Below are 26,554 nucleotides of genomic sequence, written 5' to 3' on the forward strand. Positions count from 1 at the left end.
TTTTTAAGTGAATTATTAAATGGTCAAAAGCTGTGCCAATGAACAAGTTGTCAGTATTCTTGTAAGTAACTGACCCAAAATAACTTTCGTAATCGGTAGGTTTAAATTTATATAACGGTTTCAAGTAAAAAAAAGTGTCATATTGGTATTGAAACTAATTTAATAAGAAATTGTATTAAAGTCATGAGAATCTACATCTTATTTGGGATTGTCTAAATTGGACTGTATTTTTAGAAAAATCCCTTATTCATGACAACTAAAATTACCTCGAATCGCACAGAAATTCTTGCTGGCGTAAGCTCCTTTTTGGCCACCATGTATATCATCGTCGTCAACCCTTCTATCTTGAGTCAGGCGGGTATGCCTTTCAATGCGGTATTGACGGCAACGGTTATTTTAAGCTTTTTTTGTAGCTTAATGATGGGACTTTATGCTAAAAATCCGATTGTGGTAGCACCCGGCATGGGCATGAATGCTTTCTTTACTTTCACAGCCGTGAAAGGCATGGGCATTAGCTATCAGGTAGCGTTAGGCGCTGTATTTTGGGCAGGGGTTTTGTTTGTTATTCTCTCTGCGTTTAATGTTAGAACCTATATCGTAAAAGCGATTCCTACACAGCTTAGGTTTGCAATATCGGCTGGAATCGGGCTTTTTATTAGCTTAATAGGTTTTGAAAATGCCAAATTCATCATAGGTAATCCAGCAACATTGGTTGGTATTGCTTCGTTTAAAGACCCCATCGTTATCACTTTTCTAATAGGTTTATTCGTAACAGCAGTTTTAATTGTTCGTCAAACTGCAGGCGGAATTATTATAGGAATCATATTGACTACCCTCTTAGCTATTCCGATTGGACGCTGGTGGGGCGATGCCTCGGCTGTCAATTTTGGCAATGCCCAATTAGTTACTTGGCAAGGTATTTTTTCCTCTCCTGACTTTAGCTTGTTGTTTCAATTAGACTTGGTAAACTCGCTGAAAGTCTCCTTATTCCCTGTGATTTTTGCTTTTGTTTTTACAGATATGTTCGACAGTATTTCGACCTTCGTGGGAATAGCCGAAGCTGCAGATTTATATGACGAAAATGGCGAGCCTCAAAACGTCAAAAAATCACTTATGACCGATGCCGTGGCTACGCTTTTAGCAGGCATTTTGGGCACAAGTCCGGGTACAGCCTACATCGAATCGGCTGTTGGCATTGAACAAGGAGGTCGAAGAGGACTCACTGCCATTACGGCAGGTCTTTTATTCTTGCCATTTATGTTTTTGTCTCCTTTGCTGAGTATTGTTCCTGCCATTGCAACGGCTCCAGCGTTGATTATTGTAGGGGTTTTTATGATGAAACCTATTGCTAAAATCAATTGGGCAGGGCTTGACGATGCCGTTCCTGCTTTTTTAGCCCTTGTCCTTATTCCTTTTTCTTATTCGATTACACAAGGTATTATTTGGGGATTTTTGAGCTGGACTATTATCAAAGTCGCTGTCGGGAAATCAAAAGAAGTATCACTTGCTTTGTGGATTATCGATGCTTTTGCACTCATTGCACTTTTTTGGGGACACTAGAAAAATGTATTTATCGACTTTCATATTGATTTCAAATAAGACTATTCATTAATTCAAATGCTAAGTAATGTTTTAAGCTCTGGTTATCAGCTTTGTATTGCTGAATGCTAATAACCAAGAGTAAAAAGCATTAACTCCTATCACAACAAACATGTTCAATTTTAGCCCAAAGTCATCTTTTTGTGCATCAATTCGCACAGTATTCATCAGTACGCTCATTTTGGTTTGCTTCTTTAGTCCCAAAGTTTTTTCTCAAAAAACTAAAACTATTACTGCAATTGTAGGAGCATTTAATGCAGAAATCCAGTTATTGGAGGATTCTCTCAAAAACAAAGAAGAACATCGAGTAAAAGGAGTTCGTTTTTTGACAGGAGAACTTTCTGGTAAATCGGTAGTAATCGCATTGACTGGCGTAGGCAAAGTCAATGCCGCTATGACAACAACTTTATTACTGATGAACTGGCAACCTGAAAGGCTTATCTTTACAGGCATTGCAGGTGGAATTGCCAACGGTATTGCTCCAGGCGATATTGTAATAGCCAAATCTTGCGTACATCACGATTTTGGCAGACTTCAAAACGAAGGGATTACACTGCGTCCAACAAGAAATCCTGCAACCTTACAGTTGAATCCGATTTATATACCTTCAGATAGTATTTTGATAGGTTTAGCTCAAAAGATAGCACCCAAATGTCCTTATCAAGCTGTTGGAAAAAATAATAGAATGCCTCAAATTTTGACAGGAATCATTGCGACAGGGGATGTTTTTGTTAATTCTCAATCAAAAGTAGAAGAATTAAGGAAAAACCTTAAAGCCGATGCTATCGAAATGGAAGGAGCGGCTGTAGCACAGGTATGTTATCAAATGCAATTACCATGTTTGGTTTTGAGAAGCATAAGTGACAATGCCAATGGCGATGCTCATCAGGATATGCCCAATTTTGAAAAAATTGCCGCTTACAATTCCGCTAGTTTAGTACTAGGTTTATTGAAAGCGTTATAAAACAAAAAAAGCTCATAGTAATAACTATTGAGCTTTTCTAAATACCTAACCACTAATAATCTTTAAACATGCCTTGGGGGCTTGTTAATATGTCGAATGTGTACTAGACACTAAACTTCTTTTGTGCAATTGACTGTAATGTCGTTATTGAAGCAAACTTTACTACTTCTCCAAGCACAATAACGGCAGGATTAGATAGCTTATTGTGCTCAACGACGAATTTAATATTTTTAGCAGTGCCAATTCCAACTTTTTGATGAACGGTTGTTCCTTGCTGTACAACGGCAATAGGCAAATCTGCTTTACCTTGTTGAATACATAGTTCTGCGATTTGTTCTATTTTGCTCATTCCCATCAAAACAACAATAGTTGCCGATGATTGTAAAGCTAGTGCCAAATCTTTGGATAAAGAACCATCTGATTTAGTACCAGTAATCACCCAAAAACTTTCGCTAACTCCTCTCGTTGTCAACGGAATACCAGCATAACCAGCAGCAGCTACAGACGAAGATATACCAGGGACATAGGCTGTTTCTAACCCAAATTGCTGAGCGTACTCGATTTCTTCCATACCACGACCAAAAATAAATGGGTCGCCACCCTTCAAGCGCACCACATGCCCATACATATAGGCTTTTTCGACTATCAAAAAATTAATAGCATCTTGAGAATGGCTTTCTCCTGGGCGTTTACCGACGTAAATTTTTTCGGCTTCTGGTTTACAATAGTCCAATAATTCAGGAGCAATTAGCGCATCATAAAGCACCACATCTGCCGAAGCTAATGCTTTAGTGGCTTTTACGGTAATTAAATCTGGGTCACCAGGTCCAGCGCCGACTACCGTCAGGCGTGGCTTAGGTTCCATTGTATGAAAAGCTTCTAAATTATTCATAATCGAAAAGTATTTGATCACAGAGTAATGGCAAGCGAATTAAACCAAACTACGATAGGTCAATTTTTATAAGAATACTAAAAAGTACTCCATCTTTTACTCACAAATCACTCAATAAAATGAAAAGAGGTGTATCCAATTGGACAAGCCTTTTGAATTACACCCCTTCAAATGTTGTATATGACTACACTAAATAATCAATCAAAACTTCTTACGCCTCTACTGTTTGCTCACGATATGCTTTGGCAAGTGCTAAGAAAGCTTTTGCTTCAGCGATATAGGTAGTTGCAAATTCGATACTAGGCTCATTTTGGTTGATTTGAAGTACTAATTCTTTGAAAGAGCTCTGAGCAATGGTGATTTCGCCTTTTGCAACAAAATGCTCATCAAATTTCTCGATAACAGCACTTTGTGTTGAAACGTTAACACTCTTATCCAAAAGCAAGGCTTTAGCCGCACTTACAAACACACTATAGGCATGATAGATAGAATCTGCTACACGGTTTTCGTTAAAGGCATTTAAAGTCCACTCTAATTTCTCTTCTGACTCGAATAACAAAGTGGCTACTAAGTCAATCATTACACCAGCACATTCACCAACTCCAATTTCTGTGGCAAACTGTTCTGTAGCACCCCAGTCGATAAAATCATCGTCCTTCAAAGTAGTAAGGTCTGCAACTGGTTTTAGTAAATTATAAAAATATTTTTCGCCTTGACGGTCATAATAATCATTGAAGTATTCGCCTTCCGTGGCATTTTCTTCGTAATTATTCAACAACACTCTCAGTACTTCAGGACCTCGTTTTGATGGTACTTTAATTACTTTATCTGCTACTCGACCTACACCATTGCCAACTGTACCACCTCCTAATAGCACTTGAAGTGCAGGCAATACTCGCTTATCGGCCGACTTCAAAGATGAACCATGGAAGCCGATATTGGCCATACCATGCTGACCACAAGAGTTCATACAACCTGAAATTTTGATTTTAATATCGTTATTATAAATCAAATCAGGGAAGTCTTCAGAAATAACGGCTTCTAATTTGGAAGTAATATTCGTACTATCCGAAATCGCCAAGTTACAAGTATCTGTACCCGGACAAGCTGTGATATTGGCAATCGAATTTGCACCAGGATATGCCAAATCATGTGCTTTTAACACCTCGTAGATATATGGAATATTGGCTTCTGGGACAAAGCGTAACATCAAACCTTGGTTGATACTCACACGTACATCATTTGCTACATATCCATCCAACTGTTCGATTAAAGAACGAGAGGTGTTAGAAGAAATGTTACCATTTAAGATACGAACATATACACCAAAATATCCTTCTTGTTTTTGAGCAAAAACGTTAGACTGTAACCAAGTTTTATACTCTTCAGTCTCAGGAGCTACTATCGATGCTGTTTGAGTTGGCAAATATCCTTCGATTTCCGTTTCGCTAAAACCAGTAGTAGGAATCTCAAATGTTTTGTTTTTGATTGCGATTGTTTCTGCATTTACCAATTCTACAAACTTATCGAAACCAATTTTTTGAATCAAAAACTTCAAACGAGCTTTGTGACGAGAGTTACGCTCACCGTGGCGGTCGAATACTCTGAGTGCAGCTTCTAAATAAGGGATAACTTGATTTTCTTCTAAAAACTCAAATGCTGTATGCGCTAACATTGGTTGTGCACCCAAACCACCACCAACAACTACTTTAAAACCACGTTTGCCATCTTGCACTTTTGGAATCAAACCAAAGTCGTGCATATAAGTCAATGCAGTATCGGCTTCGGAGTTAGAAATGGCAATTTTAATTTTACGTCCCATTTCTTGACAAATAGGGTTTCTCAAGAAATAACGGAAAATAGCATCAGCATAAGGAGTTACATCAAAAGGCTCTTGAGTATCGATACCCGAAGTGATAGAAGCCGTAACATTACGAACGGTATTACCACATGCCTCACGAAGCGTAATATCATCTTGTTCCAATTGTGCCCACAATTCAGGCGTGCGATCCAAAGAAACAAAGTGAATTTGAACATCTTGACGTGTAGTCAAGTGTAAATTTCCTATCGAATACTCATCCGAAATATCAGCGATACGTTTCCATTGCTTAAAGGTCATTTTACCATAAGGCAACTTGATACGCACCATTTGTACCCCTTGCTGGCGTTGTCCATACACACCACGTGCTAAACGTAAACTACGGAATTTTTCTTCGTGGATTTTACCTTCTCTGAATAATTCAATTTTACGAGCTAAATCTAATATGTCTTTTTCAACAAGTGGATTTTCGAGTTCAGTTCTGAAACTTTGCATTGCTTTTCTGTTTAAAAATCAAACAAAACACCCTAAGCTGGTCAAAGTAGCACAAGGTTCTTGTGTAATGAGTAATCCACCTACATTATTTACTCTATAAAATAAGTAGATTTTTATGCAAAACTAAGGAAGAAATTCTATCTATCAAGGCTTTTTCTAAAAAAAGTTTGATATATATTTTAAACATTCAAAAAATCCAAGTAAGTTTGCCCAGATGGTCTAGTGGCTGAGTAATAATCAATTATATTCATTCGTCATACAAGTAGTTATTAAAAGTCGAACATTACAACAATTGTTTAGTCAATCAAATCGACCAATTAATCCCATTATACCCATGAAGAGAAATCTATCTTTATTTGTTGCTTTATTAGCATTTTTATTGTCAAGTTGTACAGATAGCAAGAAAGTTGCTGAGTATCAAGATCAAGTAAGAAGACTTGAAAGTCAAATTTTGAAGGAGCGTCAAGAAAACGCTGAACTAAGTAGCTTCCGTTTTAGTCTTGAAAGTCAGTTCAAGAAAAAGAATGAAGACTACATGAAATGCCAAGAAGATAGTAAGGATACTTTCGAAACACTTACTATTAAATATAATCGTTTGTTGGACGACTATAACAAGATTCAAGCTTCTTACAAGTCATTGAATGAAACTTACGAATCAAACAAAGAAAATTCATCTAAAGTAATCGCAGAATTAGAAGAGCGTGTTCGTAATAGCAAATCAGGTAAAGCGAAAAGACGTCGTAGATAATTTTCCTTTTAGTACATTTAAGAGAACTGCTTCACAAAAAGCAGTTCTTTTTTTATTACTCTTCACTGAGTCTTATCCAGCCCCAAGATCATTTATTTACACCTAAAGTTGGTTTTAATAGCAACAGTATTCATTTAAGTTAGTGGGCGTTGTGAGCTTTAGGCACTAGGCAACAGGCACTAGGCAAAGAGTTTTAACATGTTTTTAATAACTAAAGACATGCTTTTTTCCAAAGCCCACCGCCGAAAGCCGATACCTGAAAGCCTAAAGCACAAAAATTATATTCTATTTTGCGCACCAACTTATAACCAATAGCATTTTTCAAGTTTGGTCTATTTATTGTATTAAATCCCATATTTTCTCTCACTTTGAGACCATTTAATCAATTCTGTGTACATATTCCTTGCATTTGCCTGAGTTTTGAGTATTTTTGAAACCAAAGACAGTAAACATCCAAATCATATTGTTATCCGTATATAAAGTAGATTAACAATAAATTTGGAGATTTCAGGAAAATACTAGGTATTTATTAGGTATAAACAGTCATTTTGAGTAAGTACATTCTCTTATAACGAAGAAAAGGCTGTTAATATTTGTTAACGAAAGTTAAAATTGCTTGTAATTTTTTTGGAATTAATATAACAACTACTATCTTTGAATCAACCAATCAAGCATACTTCATTTTTAATTAGAGTAGTCACTAAAAAAACAATATAGGAGAAGCAATATGATATAAAGCTTTACGTTAACCAAATAGATTTATCAAGATGGAAAGAATCCATGTTAACGACAGTGAGCTAGTATCACGCTATATTCAAAATGGTGACGAACATGCCTTCGAAACACTTGTTCGCAGATACAAATCAAAAGTTTATACAACAATTTATTTAATCGTAAAAGATACTTACGTAGCAGAAGACTTATTGCAAGATACTTTTGTGAAAGCAGTAGATGTACTTCGCTCTGGCAAGTATAACGATGAAGGTAAATTTTTGCCATGGGTACTTAGAATTGCCCATAACATGGCTATAGATAATTTCCGTCGAGAAAAACGCTATCCCAATATCGTATTCGAAGATGGTAGTAGTGTATTCAATACACTTGATTTTGCAGAAGACTCTATCGAGGAAATGCAAATCAAAAATGAAACACACAATCATCTTAGAGATTTGATTAAACGTCTTCCTGATTCGCAACGCGAAGTACTCGTGATGCGTCATTATGAAGATATGAGTTTTCAAGAAATTGCCGACGCCACTGGCGTTAGTATCAATACGGCATTGGGGAGAATGCGTTATGCGTTGATAAATCTACGCAAAATGATGAGTAAAAATTCTCCGAGCTATGATACAAACCTTTACGCAGAATGACGTAATTCGTTACGTTTATGAGGAAACTTCAGAAGAAGAAAACCTACTAATCCAAGATGCATTGGTACACGATACCGAAATGCTTGAATTCTATTTGGATTTGGTAGATCTTAAAATTGGTTTAGATGCTAGTTATCGTGAACCATCCTCTAGAACGGTCGACAACATATTAGCGTATTCTCGTAATTTTGACTCAAAACATCAAACCTCCGCCTAGTTTTAGGCTCAGGTTTGATGTTTTTTTGTTTTACTCAAGTCTTCAATCGACTTGAGTAATTTTCTATTTGCTTTATTTTTTAGAAGTTATCTACCAACTTCTGATTATATCTTATTGTGTCTCTGCAACTAAAAAATCTGGCTATTTATCCTTATTTTTGATTTTTGGAACTTGTCACACAGGTCTCCTGTATAATCTCGTTAATCCAGATTTTGTTATGCTCAAAAAAGAACGTTATCGTTTACTGATAGATTACTTCCTTCACAATTTTCCTGTAGCTGAAACCGAATTACATTATACCACTCCTTTTGAATTATTGGTGGCTGTAGTATTATCCGCCCAATGTACCGATAAGAGAGTCAATATGGTGACGCCTGCCTTGTTCGAGCGTTTTCCTACGCCTGAGTCCTTAGCCAGCGCCACTTTCGAAGAGGTATTTTATTACATCCGTTCGATTTCCTATCCTAACAATAAAGCCAAGCATTTGATTGGTTTAGGGCAAAAGCTTGTTGATAACTTCAGCTCAGAAGTGCCTAGTACCATCGAAGAACTTCAAACCCTTCCAGGCGTGGGGCGTAAGACAGCCAATGTGATTGTTTCGGTGATTTTTAATCAACCAGCCATGGCGGTAGATACGCACGTATTCAGAGTATCACATCGTTTGGGCTTGGTAGCCAAAACTGCTACAACGCCTTTGGCAGTAGAAAAAGAGCTCATCAAACATATTCCTGAGGATTTAGTTCCCAAAGCGCACCATTGGTTGATTTTGCATGGGCGCTATGTCTGTATTGCTCGCTCGCCCAAATGTGAAGAGTGTAAGCTAACGCATTTGTGCAAGTACTTCAGCAAACCTCCACATTTACGAAAGGATAGCCCTAAGCTGTAAAGGATGAGTTGCGAATTGATTTTCAACAATTTCAGATTTGGGATTGCTAATTTCGGAAATAAAGTAAAATACCTTTTACAAAAAATCGAAGATTATACTTCCGAAATCCAACATCAGCAATCCACAATTGAAAGCTTAACCCATTTGTTAAAACATGTTTGATTTTCTTACAGATTATGTCCAAACCAATTGGATAGAAGTTTTTGGTATTGTGACCTCCTTAATATATGTCTGGTTGAATATCCGACAAAATATCTGGAGTTGGTTTTGGGCGATTGTAAGCTCATCTGTGTATGGAGTCGTCTATTTCCAAAGCAAGCTCTATTCTGATATGGAGTTACAAATCGTGTTTATCATTCTGGGCGTTTATGGTTGGTATCAATGGCTTTATGGAGGCGCTAACAAGACGGAGCTCCCAGTAAGCAGAATGCCTAAAAAGTACATTATTATTTGTCTGGCAGCAGGTATTGCATTTACGGGTGTGTCAGGGTATTTGCATGCCCAAACTGATGCTAGTTTACCCTATTTAGATTCGAGTTTGACAGCCATTAGTTTGATTGCTTCATGGATGATTGCCAAAAAATATCTGGAAAATTGGATTTTGTGGATTGTAGCCAACTTGGTGTATATAGGCATGTACTACTTCAAGGACTTACATGGAACGAGTATTTTGTATGCGCTATTACTCGTCATGGCTATAAAAGGGTATTTTGATTGGAGGAGGGGGATGGATAAATAAAATTTCTCTCAATCATACTTTAATAGGATTTTGAGTTGAAAAACTCCATAGTAATCAAGCAAAAAAATAGGGAAAGAACTCAAAACTGAAACTGTAGAATCTACATTGATATATTTTTCCAGTTGTTGCTGAAAGACCATTTCTTGAGAAACAAGGGTGTTTGGAAAAATATAATCATCATTGATTAAGTCATTCAGTTTTTGTAAGTGTGTCTTGATTAAAATAATCCATATATCTCTATTGTAGGAAGTAAACTGGACAAACTCCTTTTTACACTCTTGACTCACTATATTTTTATAATGGATATTTTTTTTGGCTAGTACTTTAACATACCTGAAAGCATCTTCATCTTGGATATGTTTGAGCGCCTCCACCATCGGATAACTAATATAAAGTTTTCCTACAGAGGTTTCTTCGTTAAAAAAACGTAACATTGACTCTAACTTAGAGTCGTTTGCTAGCGTAGAATGTCCGTCATAATCAAAAAACAAGTAAATCTCCGCAAAGTCATTTCTTGAATACCTCGAAAGAATTTCTTTATTCCGAGGTATTTCCTTCAAAATCATAAACATGTCCAAATCTTCGTCTGCTGAAAGTTCTTTATACAATTGATAAACCTCAGAGCAGTAGGCACATTGTATAATTGAATTTTCAGAAATAAAATATTGGGTCAGATTATCTACAATTTGTTTTTCTGTCTTTTCTCCTTCAAAGACAAATAGTATTTCATTAGGCATTGAACGAACCAGCTTTATACATTTTTTCGATATTATGAGCCTCTCTTAGTTCTTTTGAGGTACTTTTGGCTAAAGAGCGAATAAATTGTTTGTACATCAAGAAATAACAATCTGGTCGCAACAAATCATTAGAAATATTAGAGGTATTGTGTGTAGTTAAGATAAACTGAACTCCTGTCTTTTTTAGTTCTTCAATAATCAACTCAGAAAGCTCATGATGGTAGAAGGCATCAAACTCATCGACAAATAAAAACGATACTGTTCCGTTTTCACGTATTCTTTGTAGCCAAAAATAGAATAAAATCAAGGTTTTAGTTCCATGTGATGCTACCTTAAAAAACGGGTAAACTTTTCCTTCAAAATTAAAAGCAAGGATATCTTTATCAAACTCTCTCTCAACGGTAAGATTACATTCAATACCTGCTTTGTTGAGAAACTGCTCAAAATCTTTGACATTACCTTTTTTAATGATATCCTCCGCCAAATCTATCTTGTCTGCCTCTAATCCTAAATACATATTGCCATGAACCGACCTAAAAAATAACATCGTCTCGACAAACTTAAAAAAAGAAAGAAAAGCTAGGTTTTCGGTTGTGGGCTCTAACACAGAGTTATTCTTGACATATTTTAATATAGATAATTCTACATTTTCTACCGTATTGCGAAGACTTTCAGCACCTTCAAAGTAAAAAGTAGCCTCATTAGAAATGTTTCTATCAATCACAGCCAGTATCTTTCCGTTAATCTCGAAATATTCCGACAAGATTTCTCTATGCGTCTTTTTACGATATTCATATACAATCTTATGCCCTTCAATCAAAAACTCAAACCTAAAAGTAGCATAATCCGTGGGATTGAGAGCATTGAGATAAACGGCATACTCTAAGTCACTTGTTTTTTTATCGGTCAAATGTCCAATAATATCAAAAATAGCAAAGCCTAGGTTTGATTTACCCACTCCGTTATGTCCGTAAATAAGCGCATTGTTCACAATACCATTTTTGACACAGGATTTATTAAACTCATAGCCATTTGTATCTGAAAAATCAAATACAAAGTCCTGATTAAAGCCTTTAAAGTTGGAAACCGAAAATTTGGTAAGCATAGTAAAGAGGGTTGATTTACACAAAGGTAATGAAGCATTTGGTTTTACCGTAAAAAAATTACGGCAAAGTGATTCTCATCCATTTAATAAATTATCTCCTTCCTTATATAGTTTCCTAGATATATATTTTGTTTAGGTTTTTCCAAAGGTTAAATTTAATATCATGAAATACCATTTACAGCTCATACATACTACTATTCTAGCTCATGGAAAATTCTGCTAATATTCAGGGAGAACACAATAATACATTCCAAGGAATCACAAATTCCACCATACATAATAGCGTCCATCATCATCACACCAAACCCAAACTACCTAAAGAATTAACGATACAGATGCCTACCGTTAATTTGGAGGATATTATTGGACGTGAAGAAGAAATAGCCGAGCTACATCAATCACTTTTTGAACATAAGCAAGTGGTATTGGTGAATGGCTTGGGTGGTATTGGCAAAACGACTTTGAGCCAAGCCTACCTGACAAAATACGCCGAACAATACCAACATTTGGCATGGATAACGGTGGGCGGTACTTCTTTGGAAAGTGATTTTATCAATGCGGTGCTATTAGACAAAACCTTTGGGATTACAACCGAAGGTAAAGAAGTGACGGATATTTTTCATGAATTATTACATGATTTAAAATCTCTTGAAGCCAAACCCAATTTACTTATCCTCGATAATGCTGATGCTACTTTGAGCAGCTATTATGATAGACTCCCTCGGCAACCCCATTGGCATATATTGGTTACTTCTCGTGAACACATTGAAGGCTTTGAAAGCAAAGAACTTGGTTTTCTCGAACCAGACAAAGCCCTTTTGCTCTTTCAAAAGCATTGCACAAGGATTACGGATGTTAAAGCCATTGAAACGCTTTTACATACCATTGATTACCATACGTTAACGATTGAGATTTTAGCCAAAACAGCCCAATTACAGCGTCTGGACATAGACACTTTACAAAATGCGATTGAGAAAGACATCAGAGCAGGGGTTTATATCAAACATAATAATGATAAAATAGACAAAGTGTATTCTTATCTTTCTTCTATTTTTGATTTGAGTAATGTAACGGATACAGAAGCTTGGCTACTCAAACAAATGGCTTGCTTACCTCCTGATTTTCATACGTATGATTTGATTAAAGAACTGATTTGTACGCCCGAAAGCGAGCAAGCGGAGCTTTTACCCGAAAGTATCGAAAGCTTAGTAGCCAAAGGCTGGCTATTGAAAAACCCCGAAGCCGATAGCTACAAAATGCACACCATCATAGCAGAAGTAAGCCGTAGGAAATTGGAAGTTGGGATAAATGATGTTGAAGTATTACTGGATAATGTAACCAATAAATTAGCAATAGACCAAACCAAAGATAATCCAGTTGATAAGTTTCAATGGGTTGAATTTGGTAAGGCATTGGACAATATTTTTGGAAAAGAACTTTTACCTAAAGTTTCACTACTACAAAATAATTTGGCAACCGTCCTTAAAGATTTAGGCGAATATGAAAAAGCCAAAATATTACTACAAAAAGCTTTGATTTCAGCAGAGAAAAACTTTGGTGAAGAGCATCCCACCACGGCAGTTCGTTACTCTAATTTGGCAACCGTCCTTAAAGATTTAGGCGAATATGAAAAAGCCAAAATATTACTACAAAAAGCTTTGATTTCAGCAGAGAAAAACTTTGGTGAAGAGCATCCCACCACGGCAGTTAGTTACTCTAATTTGGCATTAGTCCTTAAAGCTTTAGGCGAATATGAAAAAGCCAAAATATTACTACAAAAAGCTTTGATTTCAGATGAGAAAAACTTTGGTGAAGAGCATCCGAACACGGCAAGCACTTACTCTAATTTGGCATTAGTCCTTAAAGATTTAGGCGAATATGAAAAAGCCAAAATATTACTACAAAAAGCTTTGATTTCTGATGAGAAAAACTTTGGTGAAGAGCATCCAAACACGGCAAGAACTTACTCTAATTTGGCATTAGTCCTTCAAGATTTAGGCGAATATGAAAAAGCCAAAATATTACTACAAAGAGCTTTGATTTCAGATGAGAAAAACTTTGGTGAAGAGCATCCCTCCACGGCAAGAACTTACTCTAATTTGGCATTAGTCCTTAAAGATTTAGGCGAATATGAAAAAGCCAAAATATTACTACAAAAAGCTTTGATTTCAGCAGAGAAAAACTTTGGTGAAGAGCATCCCTCCACGGCAAGTTTTTACTCTAATTTGGCAACCGTCCTTCAAGCTTTAGGCGAATATGAAAAAGCCAAAATATTACTACAAAAAGCTTTGATTTCAGATGAGAAAAACTTTGGTGAAGAGCATCCCACCACGGCAGTTCGTTACTCTAATTTGGCAATCGTCCTTAAAGATTTAGGCGAATATGAAAAAGCCATTACTTTGTTAGAAAAAGCTTATCAAGTCTTTTACAATCATCTAGGAGAACATCATCCTAATACAACAACCATTAAAAGTAATTTAGATTATGTTGTTCAAAAAAGTAAACAAAAGCCAAGTAATTTTTTAGGTAAATTATTCAACTTTCTAAAATCATAAATCATGGAACCCATCACCACCACAGCTATTGCCAGTGTTGTCACGTACTTGGCAGGAAAATTAAAAGAAAATCAATCAGTAAAAAGCTTTTTAGATGATTTTACAGAGGCTACTGTCAATTGGATACGTCCTATTTTTTTAAAAGAAGATGGTACGGAGGAGAAAATTATTCAGAAACTCAAAGAAAATCCTGATAGTGCGACTAAACAGGAGGCTGTAAAAGTGGCTATTGTTTCAGAAATAGAAGATAACCCAGCAGCAGAACAATTTCTATTAGAAATGGTAAAGGTAATAGCATCAAAAACAGGCAATACCAGCACCCAAACCAATACTATGACGGTAACAGGTGATGGTAACTATAGTTTTCAAGGAATCAGTAATTCGAACATCAACATTGGTAAATAGTTAACCATAGAAAATGGTTTAAAACAAAAAAGCCTTAAATCTTTCGACTTAAGGCTTTTAGCTCCCTCTCCTGGGCTCGAACCAGGGACCCCATGATTAACAGTCATGTGCTCTAACCGACTGAGCTAAGAAGGAATCTCTTTACAATTTTGTGTTTCTTTGTTCCTGAATTGTGATGCAAAATTATGCGCTTTTTTGTTACTATGCAAGTGTTTTAAGCAAAAAAATTACAAAAAAACGCACACTTTTGTATTATTCCCTGATTTTCAAAAACTTATCTTGTAAACTTTTTTTTAAATTTTTATACCATCGGAACGTGAATGACCTTTTTGGTCTCGAAAAACTCTTCTGTGAAGTATTCGTGTAGTTCGAATGTCTTCGTTTTTTTTCCTAATTCTTTTAATTCTTCACCCAAATCGCCACCTTTCAAATACAAAATCCCGTTTTTGAGCTTATTGTAGCAGTTGATGTTCACTTTGCCTTTTACCCATCCGTAAAATGGAGTAATACGTGTTACGGCACGACTCACGATAAAATCGTATTCGCCATCTACTTGCTCAGCACGGATTTGTTCGGCACGTACGTTTTCCAAACCTAGGGCGTTTGCTACTTCTGTTACGACTTTAATCTTCTTGCCTATGCTGTCAATCAAATGAAATTGGCAATGCGGAAACATAATCGCCAAAGGAATGCCCGGGAATCCACCGCCTGTACCTACGTCCAAAATTTCTGAGAAATCTTTGAAGTTGACAACCTTGGCAATACCCAATGAGTGAAGAATATGTTTTTCGTAGATATTCTCAATATCTTGGCGAGATACCACATTAATTTTTTCGTTCCACTCACGATATAATTCGCCCAATTGAGCAAACTGTGCTTTTTGCTTTTCGGTGAGCTGTGGAAAGTATTTTTCTATTAGTTTTGAATCGTTCATAATCGAAAATATGGATAAATAAATTGGTAGGATAGACTAACGCCAACGCATTTTCTTGCGCTTAGGCAGGGTATTGACCACGCCCATCACTACATAGTAAACTGTCATTAAAAAATCCCAATAGGGAATACTGTATGAAGATATGGTTCGGTCGAGACGTGTATTGATTTTACCTAAAACTACCCATTGAACAATCAATCGAAGCAGCCAAAATCCTAATACACAATATACTAGCTGACTAAATACTACCAAAGGTATTAATATGATAAAACTTAACCAAAATAATATCTGAGAGCTCGCTATTATCCCGAGCGTAAGTTTATGATTGGTTTTGTAATGCTTACTTACCGAAATATGTCGAGTCTTTTGGCGGTACCAATCTTGCCAGCTATGTTTTGGAATAGAATACATAAATGAGGCTTCGTCTAAACAAATAGCGGTATTCTGCTCGTTGGCTACGTCATTCATGAAGAGATCATCGTCACCACCCAAGATATTGGTATGTTTAGCAAATCCTCTGTTTTTGAAAAATAGAGATTTACGATACATCAAATTGCGTCCTACGCCCATATAAGGCATTCCGTATAGCGCCAATCCAAAATACTGAACCGCCGTCAAAAGGGTTTCGTAGCGAATAAACTTATTCAGCGTAGTTTTTTCTGGAAAATAGGGTGAAAAACCTAAAACAATTTCTTTGCCTTTGGTTAAGCATGAAGCCATTGATTGAATCCAAGTGCTCGACTGAGGGCGACAATCGGCATCGGTCAGTAGAATTACATCGTACTTAGCTGATTTTATCCCCAAAGTCAATGCATATTTTTTGGGAGATAAATGCTCTGGTGTTTCTTCTATTCGGATAAAACGGAGATGCTTGAAATTATGCGCTTCGGTCAGTAAAAAATCGTAAGTGCCATCATACGAGCGGTCATCTACGACGATAATTTCAAATTTGGGATACTCTTGTGTATCGAGCACAGGTAATAGCTCTTCGAGATTACGGATTTCGTTCCAACTACATACAATCACCGATACAGGAGGCAATGCCACCAAATCGCTGATAGGTGCTTCATATTGATTGATTTTATTGAAAACATTCAATATAAAATACAGTTGAATCCCAAGGGATAATAGGAACAAAATGAGTAAAAAAGGAACCAAAGCGAACTGACTATTAAGTTTTAAAACGCAAAGATAGTGAATCCTTATCACTGCAATGCTGATAAGTGCGTAGATTTTGGTAACTTTGCAGGCTTTTCGAAAAAGTAGAGTTGCTTAATTATGACCTACTTGTAAGATAGAGTTCATTTTATTTTAGTACGAAAATATGACTTTTGACATACATAGCACCGACCCCAACAGCAAGGCTAGAGCAGGGGTGATTCATACCGACCACGGAGATATCCAAACGCCTATCTTTATGCCTGTGGGTACAGCAGGCTCAGTAAAGGCTGTTCATCAACGTGAATTAAAAGAAGATATTAAAGCCCAGATTATTTTGGGAAATACCTACCATTTGTACCTACGTCCAGGTTTAGATGTACTAGAACGCGCAGGAGGTTTGCATAAATTTAATGGTTGGGATAGACCAATTTTGACGGACTCAGGTGGGTATCAGGTATATTCATTGGCGGGTACTGGTCGCAAAATCAAGGAAGAAGGGGTTACTTTCAAATCACATATTGATGGCTCAATTCATCATTTCACGCCTGAGCGTGTGATGGATATTCAGCGAAGTATCGGTGCCGATATCATCATGGCATTTGACGAATGTACGCCATACCCATGCGATTACACGTATGCACGTGAGTCGATGGAAATGACCCATCGTTGGCTCAAACGTTGTTGTGACCATTTTGATGCTACCGAACCAAAATACGGTTACAGCCAAACGCTTTTCCCTATTGTTCAAGGTAGTGTATACAAAGATTTACGTGTAAAATCTGCCGAGGTAATCGCTAGTTTTGAGCGTGAAGGTAATGCCATTGGAGGCTTGTCGGTAGGAGAACCTGCCGAAATGATGTACGAAACAACCGACATCGTAACAGATATTTTACCAAAAGATAAACCTCGTTATTTGATGGGTGTAGGTACGCCTGCCAATATCTTGGAAGGGATTGGCTTGGGTATCGATATGTTCGACTGTGTGATGCCTACTCGTAATGCTCGTAACGGTATGTTGTTTACAACAGAAGGTATTATCAATATCAAGAACGAGAAATGGAAGGATGACTATTCTCCGATTGATGCTGGTTTGGATAGCTATGTGAGTAACGCTTACACAAAAGCGTATTTGCGTCATTTGGTAAAAGCAGAAGAAATTTTGGGCGCCATGATTGCCAGTGTTCATAACCTGACGTTCTATTTATGGTTAGTTGGTCAAGCACGTGAGCATATCTTAGCAGGAACTTTCCGTGCATGGAAAGACCAAATGGTTGTAAAATTGATGCAAAGACTTTAGGAGTGTAGAGTTTTGAGTTGGGAGTGCTGAGTTTTTTTAATTTCTATTGAGTGAATGGTGATTGAGTGGTTTAGTGATTATTTTAATAGAAACTCCATCAGTAAATATCATTCTGAAATATAGTATCAAAAAAGCGGTCGAAAAACTAATTTCGACCGCTTTTTTGGTGTTAATGAGTATTCTTCACTTCAATGTATCATAATTGCACTAACCAATATCTTCAAATTTTCAAATCATCACATTTTCAAATTACCAAATTATCCTATAAAAATCAGTCGTAAACTTTATGAATTTCAAGGGATATTTTTACATTTGTAAGGATAGAACTATATGTTAACCTCATATCCGTTATTTTGTAGTAAATGCGAACCTTACAAGTTTTTCTACCAATAGCTACGGCTTTTTGGCGAGGTTATTTTTCCATCAGTCGCCGAAGTTTGTTGCTTTGTACACCTATAATCTTGATCTGCTTTTCAATTTCTATCAATGGTTTTTCCCAAAAAAATCTGTAGAAACGGTCTCAGACGAACAAATTCAGCTCTTTATCCAAAAAGCGCAAACTAGTGGTTTGTCTATTAGTCAAATCGAAAAAGTAGCGCAACAACAGGGATATAGTCCTGCCGAAATAGCTAGGATTAAAGAAAGAGTCGAAAAAGTTAGAACCGAACAAAATAAGGTTTTGACCAACGTCACTCCTCCCGAAAACACTTCCAGAACTCAATTAGGACAACTTTCCGAACCTCAGTCATCCAATATTGCTTCAGCTGTTTTTGGCAAAGCTCTTTTTACCAAAGAAGGGTTAAGTTTTGAGCCTAACCTACGTATTGCCACGCCTCAAAATTATCAATTAGGTCCCGAAGACGAGCTGATTGTGGATATTTATGGGGCTGCTTTAGATAACTTTCATGTAAAAGTAAGTCCAGAAGGAACTGTCAAAATACTAAATCTAAGCCCGATTTATGTCAATGGACTCAGTGTAGAAAGTGCCTCGCAACGCATCGTTTCGCGTTTGCGACAGTTATACCAAGGGCTCAACGTGGCAGGAAGTGGCGTGTCGGCACAAGTGACTTTGGGTAATGTTCGAAGTATTAAGGTAACACTTACGGGCGAAGTTAGCCGCCCAGGCACTTATACCGTTTCGTCATTGGCAACGATATTCAATGCCTTGTATGCGGCGGGTGGACCCTCAGAAAATGGTTCTTTTCGAAATATCCGTTTGATCCGTAACAACAAGGTTTATCGCATATTAGACTTATATGATTTCCTGCTTCGTGCCGACCAAAAGGATAATGTGCGTTTGCAAGATCAAGATGTTATCCGAATTGGAGATTATACTACAAGAGTTGAGTTACAAGGAGAAGTGAAGCGTCCGATGATTTTTGAAGTAGAAAAAACAGAGACACTTCAAGATGTTTTACGCTTTGCAGGTGGTTTTACAGATAAAGCTTATACCTATTCGATTCAGCTCAAACGTAATACCGCAAAAGAATTAAAACTCATTAATGTTGCCCAAGAAGAAGTAGCGAGTTTTATTCCTAAAAGTGGCGACAAATATAACATTGGGACGATTTTAGAGCGTTTTGAAAATCGAGTAAAAATCGCAGGAGCTGTCTTTCGTCCGGGTGAATATGCCATCGAAAAAGGGACTTCTACTGTAAAAGAATTACTCCAAATAGCCGAAGGACTCAAACCAGAGGCATTTACGAATCGTGCAAGTCTGCGTCGTTTGAAAAGTAACGACCAATATGAGCTAGTGAATCTTGATTTAGGGAAAATCCTGAGTGGAGAAAACCCAGATATTCCTTTGAAGCGAGAAGATTTTCTGACAGTTTATTCTTCACATGATTTACAGGAAAAACGTGTAGTGAAAATCGAAGGAGAAGTCAATCAAGCGGGAACTTATGAATATATCGACGGCATGACTCTGGGCGATTTGATTTTACAAGCCAAAGGATTTACCGAAGGGGCCAGTGCTTCGAAAGTGGAATTGTCGAGAAGGGTCAAAACAGAGCAATATTCAGCAGACAACGACCACAGTGTTGAGATTTTATTTTTTGATTTAGATAAAAACCTAAGTCTTGAGTCTAAAGAAGCCTCTATGGCTCTGATGCCTTTCGATAAAGTCTATATTCGAACTGCTCCTAATTATGAAGCCCAAAAATCGGTCTATATTGATGGAGAAGTGGCGTATCCTGGTTCGTACACTATCAAAGACAAGGCACAGCGAATTAGTGATTTGGTTCAATTGGCAGGTGGGCTCAAAAAAGGAGCATATCCACAAGGTGCCGTTTTTCAGCGAGATTCGTCAGTGGTGGCGATTGATTTATCCTTGATTTTGGCAAATCCACAGCAATCTGAAAATTTGTTATTGTTGGCAGGCGATAAAATTACGATTCCACGGTTGGTTGAAACAGTCAAATTAACTGGTGGTTTGCTCAATCCAGTTGCAGTGGCTTACCGAGAAGGACAAAGCTTACAGACCTATTTGTCACAAGCGGGCGGACTTAGTCCTTTGGCGCAACGAAATCGCATTTATGTGAAATATGCCAATGGGATGTCTGATAAAACCAATCATTTTTTGTTTTTCAGAAAATACCCTAAAGTATTGCCAGGGTCGGAAGTAGTGGTACCCGAACAAGACAAAGAAACCCAATCTAAACTCAGTGTAGGCGAGCGCATCGCTATCATGAGCGGAATTAGTTCTTTGGTGTATGTGATTATTAGTATCACAAATGCCATAAAGTAGGAGTTATTGGCTATAGGCTATCAGCCTTCAGCAAGGTATTCTACCAAATAGTGCAAAGCATAATGCCTAAAAATCATCCACCTTTTGTTCTCTTTTTCATTTGGACACGAATAAAAGACATATAACCATATCAATCAAAGACCTTATTTCGGGGTTGGTTCAGGGCAAGCGTTTTATCTTGCTCATGAGTCTTTCATTCGGAATTTTAGGGGCTTTATATGCAATTTCCTTGCCCAATCTTTATACCTCCGAAGTCAAAATTTTACCAGAAATAGATACTAAAAATATCGAAAGTCTGGATAAGTTTAAGTCTTTGGCAGGCTTAGCAGGCATTGATTTGGATAATTTGAACAGTACCGAGGCCATCAGACCAGATTTGTATCCTCCTATTTTGCAAAGCACTCCTTTTTTATTGAGTACATTCAAAACGCCTGTATTAGTGGCAAAAACACAAGAGAAAACGTCTTTGTTTAAGTACCTAAATAGTCTTCGTAAAGAAAAATTATCCTATCGAATTTTTGGAGAAAGCTCCTCAGAAACTATGGGCGTTTCGGCTAAACAAGCACCCGAAAGTTCGCTATTATTGAACAAGCAAGAAGTGGCTATTTTGAAGGATTTAAAAGAAAATATTATTGCTTCTTTAGATAAAAAATCAGGCGTAATAAGCATTAGTGCTAAAATGCCAGACCCTTTGGTGGCTACTATCGTGGTAAAATATGCTCAAGATTATTTGAACGAATATGTAAAAAAGTATCGCCTTGAGAAAACGCAAAAAGAGGTGGTATTTCTAGAAAAAAGAGTTGAAGAGGCGCAGAAACGATACCAACTTGCCCTACAGCGCTATTCCTCTTATCAGGATAGTCACCGAGGTTTGTTTTTGAATACGGCCAAACAGCAAGAACAGAAGCTTCAGCAGGAGTCAGAACTCACCTTTTCTTTATTTTCTGAATTGAGTAAAAAGCTCGAAGAATCAAGGGTGAAAGTTCAACATGATACCCCTGTTTTTCAGGTACTCGAACCAGCACAAGTACCTCTCAAAAAAAGCGAACCCAAACGTACGGTTATGGTACTAGCCTTCATGATTTTGGGAGGAATGATTGCTTGTTTCATCCTGATTTTTAAACATTTTAAGGTATCAACTTTATTTTCTTAGGTATTGTCCATTTGACTTTTTCAGAATAAAGTCTTAATATTAAGATAATCAGTCAATAGTAGATTAGTTATTAGAATATGCTCATAATCAGAATAGTACTAATACAAGCTTCCTCAGAAACTTTTTACCGAATGCTCATGGCTGAAAGCCGAAAGCCCAATCATTAGATAACACACCTATAATATCTTATCAGACCTGCTCTACTGCGAAAACTCCATGACTATTTATTTGAAAATTGGAGAAACGCATGAATACTATACCTAATAATTTACCCCTTGTCTCAATCATTTGTACCTGTTACAATCAGGCTGCGTTTGTCGAACAGACGTTGAGCTCTGTTATGTCTCAAGATTACCCCTATCTCGAAGTTTTTGTGTCAGATAATGGAAGTTCCGACGATAGTGCTCGTCGCATACAGGACTTTTGTCAAAACAATACGCATCATTTTCAAGTCACTTATCATTCCGAAAACTTAGGTATTTGTAAAGCTTTTAATCGAGCCTTTGCACAAGCCGCAGGAAAATACATAATAGACCTTTCGGCTGACGATATTTTGTTGCCACACTGTGTAAGTCAACAAGTTCAGTTTTCGAAAACAAACAGAAGAAGTTGGCGTCATCTATTCAAACATCGAATGGATTAATGAACAAGGAAAAAGTAAGGGTAAAACCTTTGGTAATTTGCCTCCTCCAAGCGGAAATATTTGGCTCCAACTTCTGTCAAAATCATTTATCCCTGCCCCTTCGATGATGATACGAAGAAGTTTACTCTTGCAAATGGACGGATATAACGAACAACTGGCTTATGAAGATTTGGACTTTTGGCTAAGGTCATCCCGAATATGTCATTATGCATATTTGCCCCAAGTACTCATGCAAGTAAGGCGTGTGCCAACTTCCGCTACTTCTGGTTTTGACTATGCCGAAAAAGGCTTGTTAGAGTCGGCATATAGGGTTTGTTTGAGTACACAGCTAACACTTGATTACAGGAAAGAATATAAGGCTTTGGACAAACGCATTTTAAGCTATTGTCTAAAAGCTTTTACTTCTCAGCAATTTGAGACGGCACTACGTTTTGCTCATCTATTATCAAGTCCAATTTTGGGAAAAATAATTACCTATTGGATTAAACGACAAATAGGTCTCCGTAGCTTAATACGTTTATATCGTCTGTTCAAGTAATTTTTACAACATCTATTTATATCATAAAAATTGTTCTATGACTCTATCACAACCCCTTTCTGCACTGATTCAGCAAAGTAGCTTTTTAGTTACGGGTGGCGCTGGATTTATTGGTTCTCATTTGGTGGATTTTTTACTAAAACACCATGCCCAAAAAGTTGTCATTGTGGATAACTTTTCAACAGGCTCTTTTGAAAATATTCAAACAGCCTTGAGGTTTGCCAATTGTCAGTTAATTGAAGGTGATTTACAAAATCGGCTTATCTGCGAAAAAGCCTGTGAAGGCATTGATTTTGTTTTTCATCAGGCCGCCCTTGGCTCGGTGCCACGTTCTATTCACGATCCTATTAGTACGCATCAGGCCAATGTTAATAGTTTTGTAAATTTATTGGTAGCTATGCAAAAAGCTCAAGTCAAAAAAATGATTTTTGCCTCCTCTTCCTCCGTTTATGGGAGTTTGCTTGATGATGTCAAACAAGAAATTACAGTTGGTGAACCTCTCTCTCCGTATGCTGCAACCAAGCGTATCAATGAAATTTATGCAGACATTTTTGCCAATACCTACCAACAAGATTTGATTGGTTTGCGCTATTTCAATGTATTTGGTCCACGACAAAATCCCGATGGTCCTTACGCCGCTGTTATTCCCAAATTTATTCAAGCAGTTTTGGAGGATAAAGCTGGGATTATTTTTGGCGATGGAGAGCAAAGCCGAGACTTTACTTATATCGACAATGTGGTATATGCCAATATCTTGGCGCTTTTGACTAATTCTCAAGACTATCGTTTTTTTAATATAGCCTGTGGACAGTCCATTTCTTTAAATCAAGTGTGGAATGCTGTTAATATTTGCTGTGAGGCAACATTGCCAATTCAGTATGAAAACCCTCGTCAAGGAGATATTTTGCATAGCAAAGCCGATATAAGTCGAGCGAAGAAATACTTGAATTATCAACCCTTGGTGTATTTCAATGAGGGAATTCGTCGAACAGTTTCTTGGTATCAAGCACAGAAAATCCATGTTTAGCTTTTTCCCAAAACTACAAAGCTTGTACAAGCTACAACTAACAGGCCTTTCGAGTCAGCTAGGTTGGTATGTGATACAATTGGGCGTGACTTTTATCAGTAGCCTTTGGCTTATATGGCATCTGGATGATTCACATTGGGGAAGTATTAGTTTGTTGGTATCCTATCATGGGTTGTTTAGTGTTTTTTCAGGAATATGGTTAAAAGATTGGACTATCAAAGCCATCGTAGAAGGGCGAAAGGTAGAACCGATTTTGGGGAGCGTGGCATTTATGGCGGTGTTATTGTCTGTATTAGGGTTTGTTGTTTGTGGACTGAGCTTTAGGGGATTTTTTCCACAATATTCATTCTTGAAAAATCTCATATGGGTACAAGCGGGCAATTTGTTGACAACGCCCTTTCATGTGGTTTACTTTTATTTTGATGCTATTAAAAAGCCCTACCTAATCAACCAAGTAAATGCTTATTATGCCATTTGTGCAGGAATTTGTAAGGTCATTTGTGTAGAGATAAAACCATTTTCATTTTCTGTTTTTCTGTGGCTTCAACTCGGTTGTAGTTTGGGTTTAATATTAGTCTACTGTTGGTTGGTCAAACGCGAAGGACTAGGTTTGCGAAAATGGCAAATTCATTGGCAATTAGTACAAGAAATGTGCAAAGGAGCATGGTCTGTATTTGTAAGTAAAATCATTGGGCTAGTCCAGTCCAAAATGGATGTATTATTACTAGCAAGCTTGTTGAACTTAGCTGATACAGGTAGATATAGTTCCGCTTTACGTCTGGTTGAAGCCAGCTATTTTGTCCCAGTATTGTTATTTACCCACCAGTACCCGCGCATGATTGAGGCGAAACGAATGTCAGAAACGCTATTCTTAAAACAAATGCGTCAATACTTTCAAATAAGTTTGGGAACGAGTATTGTTTTGGTTGTAATGATGTGGATTGGTGCACCTATGTTGGAAAGAGTTTTAGGGGTAAAACAGTTGACTTGGCTCATTGTGGGTATCTCTGGCAATCTGGTATTTTATATGTTAGACATGGCTCGTTCAAGCTTTTTGTTTACCAATAATTTGACCCATTTGATGATACCCATTCAGGTAATTTCGTGCCTATTGGGAGTCTGTTTTAGTTATCTTTTAGTACCTCATTGGGGAATATATGGTGCAATCTTGAGCGCTTGGATTACAGGAATATGGCAATGTTGGTTGAGTAATTATATTTTTCGAGAAACACGTTTTATACCTTCCCTGATATGTTCGAAACCTTATTTTATGGCTTAAGTTTTATCGGAACTTGTTACTACATTTTTACGAAACGCCTATTTGATTTTTTGAGTTTGTCCTTCTTTAGTTCCTTGGTTTATTTTATTCCAGGTTTTTCGGGCTTGATTATTAATCCATACAATACCGATGAAACTACCGCTATTTACCCCCCTTGTTATTGGGTTTATGATTTGGTCTTGGGGATTAACTTATTTACAGTGTTGATAAATGATAGTTTTTTACAAGATAAATCTATCATTCTCAAAGGAGATTTTAAGCCTAGTTTAGCTCTAGGAGCACTGATGATGGGCGTATTGGGTTTGGCGGGCTCATTGATTCAGTTTCCTGATTTGTATTTGAATCGTGCGGAAGTAAGTAAAGGTGAACTTCAAGAAATCCTTAGCCATCAAGCCGACCGCTGGAGCGTGCTCTGGGCGATGGGTGCAAGTTTACTGGCCATGATAGCATTCAAGGCTGGGTATCGATTTTACCAAATACTAGCAGTAGTACTCTTAGGTTTGGATTTGTTTTGGGGAGGCAATCGCTCTTCTTCAGCTTTTGTGGTGTTGGCATTACTAGTGTTATCGACACAGCATGAGCCCAAACGATTAGTGAGCTATATTAGTCATTGGAGATACTTAGGCAAAACGCTGTTGCTCATTAGTTTGGTGGCTATTTTCTTTATTTCAAAACTGATATTACCTCTATTACAAGCCAATCGCATGGATTTATTTGAAGAAATTTATCCTTCTTGGCAAGACGTATTATTTCATGCTTTTGTAGTAAGCGAACCTGCCGCTATTCAGGCAAATTTGTCAGAAACCTTGCGTAAAGGAATAGAGGTAGATTGGTATCATCCTGTGGATATTGTAGGACAATTGATAATTGGTGGCGATTGGCTAGGAATGCAGTCTAATAGCCATTATTTGAGCCAAAAAGATTTGTTTCCACAACTTGAATATGGCTTAGCATACAATATTTGGGGAGATATATGGGCAAGTGGTGGTTGGATTACCTTAATCGTTTTTGTCTTTTTTTACCATATCGTTTTGGTACTTGGGAATCTTCTTATCAAGCGCTCAACGGGCTATTCTTTGGTCATTATCGCTTTATTTTTCTCGATATGGGCTTTTTATATTCATCGAAATAATCTTTTGTTTCAACTATACTTACAAAAACGAGTTTTGATTTTTGCCGTAGTGCCTTGGCTTTTTTCTCTGATTAAAATTCGATGGAATAGTTCTCATCCTAAATCAAACTAAA

The 26,554-nt window shown here is 37.2% G+C and carries 24 protein-coding genes and 1 tRNA gene; 17 read left to right on the forward strand and 8 right to left on the reverse strand.

Annotated features, from left to right (window positions below; all coding sequences use genetic code 11):
• Window positions 1-249: 249 nt before the first annotated feature.
• Both BWI92_RS05140 and BWI92_RS05145 read left to right on the forward strand, forming a co-directional pair.
• Entirely contained in the window at window positions 250-1,560 is a 1,311-nt protein-coding gene (locus BWI92_RS05140) for an NCS2 family permease (RefSeq protein WP_095161047.1), read from the forward strand.
• A 151-nt stretch (window positions 1,561-1,711) separates the two neighbouring features.
• The gene (locus tag BWI92_RS05145) at window positions 1,712-2,563 is read left to right on the forward strand and encodes a 5'-methylthioadenosine/adenosylhomocysteine nucleosidase (RefSeq protein ID WP_095161048.1); all 852 of its coding nucleotides are present in this window, start codon (window positions 1,712-1,714) and stop codon (window positions 2,561-2,563) included.
• 103 nt (window positions 2,564-2,666) lie between these two features.
• Here BWI92_RS05145 and cobA read toward each other — a convergent pair whose 3' ends face one another.
• Both cobA and BWI92_RS05155 read right to left on the reverse strand, forming a co-directional pair.
• Window positions 2,667-3,455, reverse strand: coding sequence for a uroporphyrinogen-III C-methyltransferase (gene cobA, locus BWI92_RS05150; protein ID WP_095161049.1), 789 nt, complete (start codon window positions 3,453-3,455; stop codon window positions 2,667-2,669).
• Window positions 3,456-3,666: 211 nt separating this feature from the next.
• Window positions 3,667-5,769: a nitrite reductase gene (locus BWI92_RS05155; protein ID WP_095161050.1), complete on the reverse strand. Its 2,103-nt coding sequence runs from the start codon at window positions 5,767-5,769 to the stop codon at window positions 3,667-3,669.
• A 334-nt stretch (window positions 5,770-6,103) separates the two neighbouring features.
• Between BWI92_RS05155 and BWI92_RS05160 the strand changes: the two genes are divergently transcribed.
• Window positions 6,104-6,517: a hypothetical protein gene (locus BWI92_RS05160; protein ID WP_095161051.1), complete on the forward strand. Its 414-nt coding sequence runs from the start codon at window positions 6,104-6,106 to the stop codon at window positions 6,515-6,517.
• A 211-nt stretch (window positions 6,518-6,728) separates the two neighbouring features.
• On the opposite strand, the gene BWI92_RS27230 is transcribed toward BWI92_RS05160, so the two are convergent.
• Window positions 6,729-6,872, reverse strand: coding sequence for a hypothetical protein (locus BWI92_RS27230; RefSeq protein ID WP_176464356.1), 144 nt, complete (start codon window positions 6,870-6,872; stop codon window positions 6,729-6,731).
• Window positions 6,873-7,284: 412 nt separating this feature from the next.
• Between BWI92_RS27230 and BWI92_RS05165 the strand changes: the two genes are divergently transcribed.
• The 4 genes from BWI92_RS05165 (at window position 7,285) to pnuC (ending at window position 9,729) form a co-directional block, all read left to right on the forward strand.
• Window positions 7,285-7,887 carry an RNA polymerase sigma factor gene (locus tag BWI92_RS05165; RefSeq protein WP_095161052.1) on the forward strand — a complete coding sequence of 201 codons (603 nt, stop codon included), beginning with the start codon at window positions 7,285-7,287 and terminating at the stop codon, window positions 7,885-7,887.
• Complete coding sequence (locus BWI92_RS05170; RefSeq protein WP_095161053.1) at window positions 7,862-8,104, forward strand: hypothetical protein; 243 nt, start codon at window positions 7,862-7,864, stop codon at window positions 8,102-8,104. The genes BWI92_RS05165 and BWI92_RS05170 overlap by 26 nt, the downstream gene beginning before the upstream one ends.
• Before the next feature lie 217 nt (window positions 8,105-8,321).
• Entirely contained in the window at window positions 8,322-8,990 is a 669-nt protein-coding gene (nth, locus tag BWI92_RS05175) for an endonuclease III (RefSeq protein WP_095161054.1), read from the forward strand.
• Between the two features lie 154 nt (window positions 8,991-9,144).
• On the forward strand, window positions 9,145-9,729 hold the full coding sequence (gene pnuC, locus BWI92_RS05180) for a nicotinamide riboside transporter PnuC (protein WP_095161055.1): 585 nt from the start codon (window positions 9,145-9,147) through the stop codon (window positions 9,727-9,729).
• Window positions 9,730-9,737: 8 nt separating this feature from the next.
• On the opposite strand, the gene BWI92_RS05185 is transcribed toward pnuC, so the two are convergent.
• The gene (locus BWI92_RS05185; RefSeq protein ID WP_095161056.1) at window positions 9,738-10,466 is read right to left on the reverse strand and encodes a hypothetical protein; all 729 of its coding nucleotides are present in this window, start codon (window positions 10,464-10,466) and stop codon (window positions 9,738-9,740) included.
• Entirely contained in the window at window positions 10,459-11,571 is a 1,113-nt protein-coding gene (locus BWI92_RS05190; RefSeq protein WP_095161057.1) for an ATP/GTP-binding protein, read from the reverse strand. The genes BWI92_RS05185 and BWI92_RS05190 overlap by 8 nt, the downstream gene beginning before the upstream one ends.
• A gap of 206 nt (window positions 11,572-11,777) precedes the next feature.
• Between BWI92_RS05190 and BWI92_RS05195 the strand changes: the two genes are divergently transcribed.
• Entirely contained in the window at window positions 11,778-14,126 is a 2,349-nt protein-coding gene (locus BWI92_RS05195; protein WP_095161058.1) for a tetratricopeptide repeat protein, read from the forward strand.
• Window positions 14,127-14,129: 3 nt separating this feature from the next.
• Window positions 14,130-14,531: a hypothetical protein gene (locus BWI92_RS05200; protein WP_095161059.1), complete on the forward strand. Its 402-nt coding sequence runs from the start codon at window positions 14,130-14,132 to the stop codon at window positions 14,529-14,531.
• A 61-nt stretch (window positions 14,532-14,592) separates the two neighbouring features.
• Here the strand turns inward: BWI92_RS05200 and BWI92_RS05205 are convergent.
• The 3 genes from BWI92_RS05205 to BWI92_RS05215 all read right to left on the reverse strand — a co-directional run bounded on the left by BWI92_RS05205 (window position 14,593) and on the right by BWI92_RS05215 (window position 16,563).
• A tRNA-Asn gene (locus BWI92_RS05205) sits at window positions 14,593-14,666 on the reverse strand.
• Between the two features lie 166 nt (window positions 14,667-14,832).
• A complete protein-coding gene (gene rsmG / locus BWI92_RS05210) occupies window positions 14,833-15,465 on the reverse strand; it encodes a 16S rRNA (guanine(527)-N(7))-methyltransferase RsmG (RefSeq protein ID WP_095161060.1) in 633 nt (210 codons plus the stop codon).
• A gap of 36 nt (window positions 15,466-15,501) precedes the next feature.
• The gene (locus BWI92_RS05215; RefSeq protein WP_229362700.1) at window positions 15,502-16,563 is read right to left on the reverse strand and encodes a glycosyltransferase; all 1,062 of its coding nucleotides are present in this window, start codon (window positions 16,561-16,563) and stop codon (window positions 15,502-15,504) included.
• A 226-nt stretch (window positions 16,564-16,789) separates the two neighbouring features.
• Here BWI92_RS05215 and tgt point away from each other — a divergent pair, with 226 nt between their 5' ends.
• The 8 genes from tgt to BWI92_RS05255 all read left to right on the forward strand — a co-directional run bounded on the left by tgt (window position 16,790) and on the right by BWI92_RS05255 (window position 26,553).
• A complete protein-coding gene (gene tgt / locus BWI92_RS05220; protein ID WP_095161062.1) occupies window positions 16,790-17,923 on the forward strand; it encodes a tRNA guanosine(34) transglycosylase Tgt in 1,134 nt (377 codons plus the stop codon).
• Window positions 17,924-18,326: 403 nt separating this feature from the next.
• Window positions 18,327-20,669 carry an SLBB domain-containing protein gene (locus tag BWI92_RS05225; protein ID WP_095161063.1) on the forward strand — a complete coding sequence of 781 codons (2,343 nt, stop codon included), beginning with the start codon at window positions 18,327-18,329 and terminating at the stop codon, window positions 20,667-20,669.
• Window positions 20,670-20,769: 100 nt separating this feature from the next.
• Window positions 20,770-21,822, forward strand: coding sequence for a Wzz/FepE/Etk N-terminal domain-containing protein (locus tag BWI92_RS05230; protein WP_095161064.1), 1,053 nt, complete (start codon window positions 20,770-20,772; stop codon window positions 21,820-21,822).
• 247 nt (window positions 21,823-22,069) lie between these two features.
• Window positions 22,070-22,465, forward strand: a complete 396-nt coding sequence (locus BWI92_RS05235) for a glycosyltransferase family A protein (protein ID WP_095161065.1) — start codon at window positions 22,070-22,072, stop codon at window positions 22,463-22,465.
• A 37-nt stretch (window positions 22,466-22,502) separates the two neighbouring features.
• Complete coding sequence (locus BWI92_RS05240; protein ID WP_141234690.1) at window positions 22,503-23,003, forward strand: hypothetical protein; 501 nt, start codon at window positions 22,503-22,505, stop codon at window positions 23,001-23,003.
• Window positions 23,004-23,040: 37 nt separating this feature from the next.
• Window positions 23,041-24,030: an NAD-dependent epimerase/dehydratase family protein gene (locus BWI92_RS05245; protein WP_095161067.1), complete on the forward strand. Its 990-nt coding sequence runs from the start codon at window positions 23,041-23,043 to the stop codon at window positions 24,028-24,030.
• Window positions 23,975-25,309: a hypothetical protein gene (locus BWI92_RS05250; protein WP_141234691.1), complete on the forward strand. Its 1,335-nt coding sequence runs from the start codon at window positions 23,975-23,977 to the stop codon at window positions 25,307-25,309. The genes BWI92_RS05245 and BWI92_RS05250 overlap by 56 nt, the downstream gene beginning before the upstream one ends.
• Entirely contained in the window at window positions 25,282-26,553 is a 1,272-nt protein-coding gene (locus tag BWI92_RS05255; protein WP_095161069.1) for a hypothetical protein, read from the forward strand. The genes BWI92_RS05250 and BWI92_RS05255 overlap by 28 nt, the downstream gene beginning before the upstream one ends.
• Window position 26,554 lies beyond the last annotated feature (1 nt).

The organism is Flectobacillus sp. BAB-3569 (assembly GCF_002270355.1).
GTDB lineage: Bacteria > Bacteroidota > Bacteroidia > Cytophagales > Spirosomataceae > Flectobacillus > Flectobacillus roseus.

Coding starts and splice junctions, on each gene's coding strand:
- BWI92_RS05140 (WP_095161047.1), top strand. CDS start 250: ATGACAACTAAAATTACCTCGAATCGCACAGAAATTCTTGCTGGCGTA.
- BWI92_RS05145 (WP_095161048.1), top strand. CDS start 1,712: ATGTTCAATTTTAGCCCAAAGTCATCTTTTTGTGCATCAATTCGCACA.
- cobA (WP_095161049.1), bottom strand. CDS start 3,455: ATGAATAATTTAGAAGCTTTTCATACAATGGAACCTAAGCCACGCCTG.
- BWI92_RS05155 (WP_095161050.1), bottom strand. CDS start 5,769: ATGCAAAGTTTCAGAACTGAACTCGAAAATCCACTTGTTGAAAAAGAC.
- BWI92_RS05160 (WP_095161051.1), top strand. CDS start 6,104: ATGAAGAGAAATCTATCTTTATTTGTTGCTTTATTAGCATTTTTATTG.
- BWI92_RS27230 (WP_176464356.1), bottom strand. CDS start 6,872: ATGGGATTTAATACAATAAATAGACCAAACTTGAAAAATGCTATTGGT.
- BWI92_RS05165 (WP_095161052.1), top strand. CDS start 7,285: ATGGAAAGAATCCATGTTAACGACAGTGAGCTAGTATCACGCTATATT.
- BWI92_RS05170 (WP_095161053.1), top strand. CDS start 7,862: ATGATACAAACCTTTACGCAGAATGACGTAATTCGTTACGTTTATGAG.
- nth (WP_095161054.1), top strand. CDS start 8,322: ATGCTCAAAAAAGAACGTTATCGTTTACTGATAGATTACTTCCTTCAC.
- pnuC (WP_095161055.1), top strand. CDS start 9,145: ATGTTTGATTTTCTTACAGATTATGTCCAAACCAATTGGATAGAAGTT.
- BWI92_RS05185 (WP_095161056.1), bottom strand. CDS start 10,466: ATGCCTAATGAAATACTATTTGTCTTTGAAGGAGAAAAGACAGAAAAA.
- BWI92_RS05190 (WP_095161057.1), bottom strand. CDS start 11,571: ATGCTTACCAAATTTTCGGTTTCCAACTTTAAAGGCTTTAATCAGGAC.
- BWI92_RS05195 (WP_095161058.1), top strand. CDS start 11,778: ATGGAAAATTCTGCTAATATTCAGGGAGAACACAATAATACATTCCAA.
- BWI92_RS05200 (WP_095161059.1), top strand. CDS start 14,130: ATGGAACCCATCACCACCACAGCTATTGCCAGTGTTGTCACGTACTTG.
- rsmG (WP_095161060.1), bottom strand. CDS start 15,465: ATGAACGATTCAAAACTAATAGAAAAATACTTTCCACAGCTCACCGAA.
- tgt (WP_095161062.1), top strand. CDS start 16,790: ATGACTTTTGACATACATAGCACCGACCCCAACAGCAAGGCTAGAGCA.
- BWI92_RS05235 (WP_095161065.1), top strand. CDS start 22,070: ATGAATACTATACCTAATAATTTACCCCTTGTCTCAATCATTTGTACC.
- BWI92_RS05245 (WP_095161067.1), top strand. CDS start 23,041: ATGACTCTATCACAACCCCTTTCTGCACTGATTCAGCAAAGTAGCTTT.
- BWI92_RS05250 (WP_141234691.1), top strand. CDS start 23,975: ATGAGGGAATTCGTCGAACAGTTTCTTGGTATCAAGCACAGAAAATCC.
- BWI92_RS05255 (WP_095161069.1), top strand. CDS start 25,282: ATGTTCGAAACCTTATTTTATGGCTTAAGTTTTATCGGAACTTGTTAC.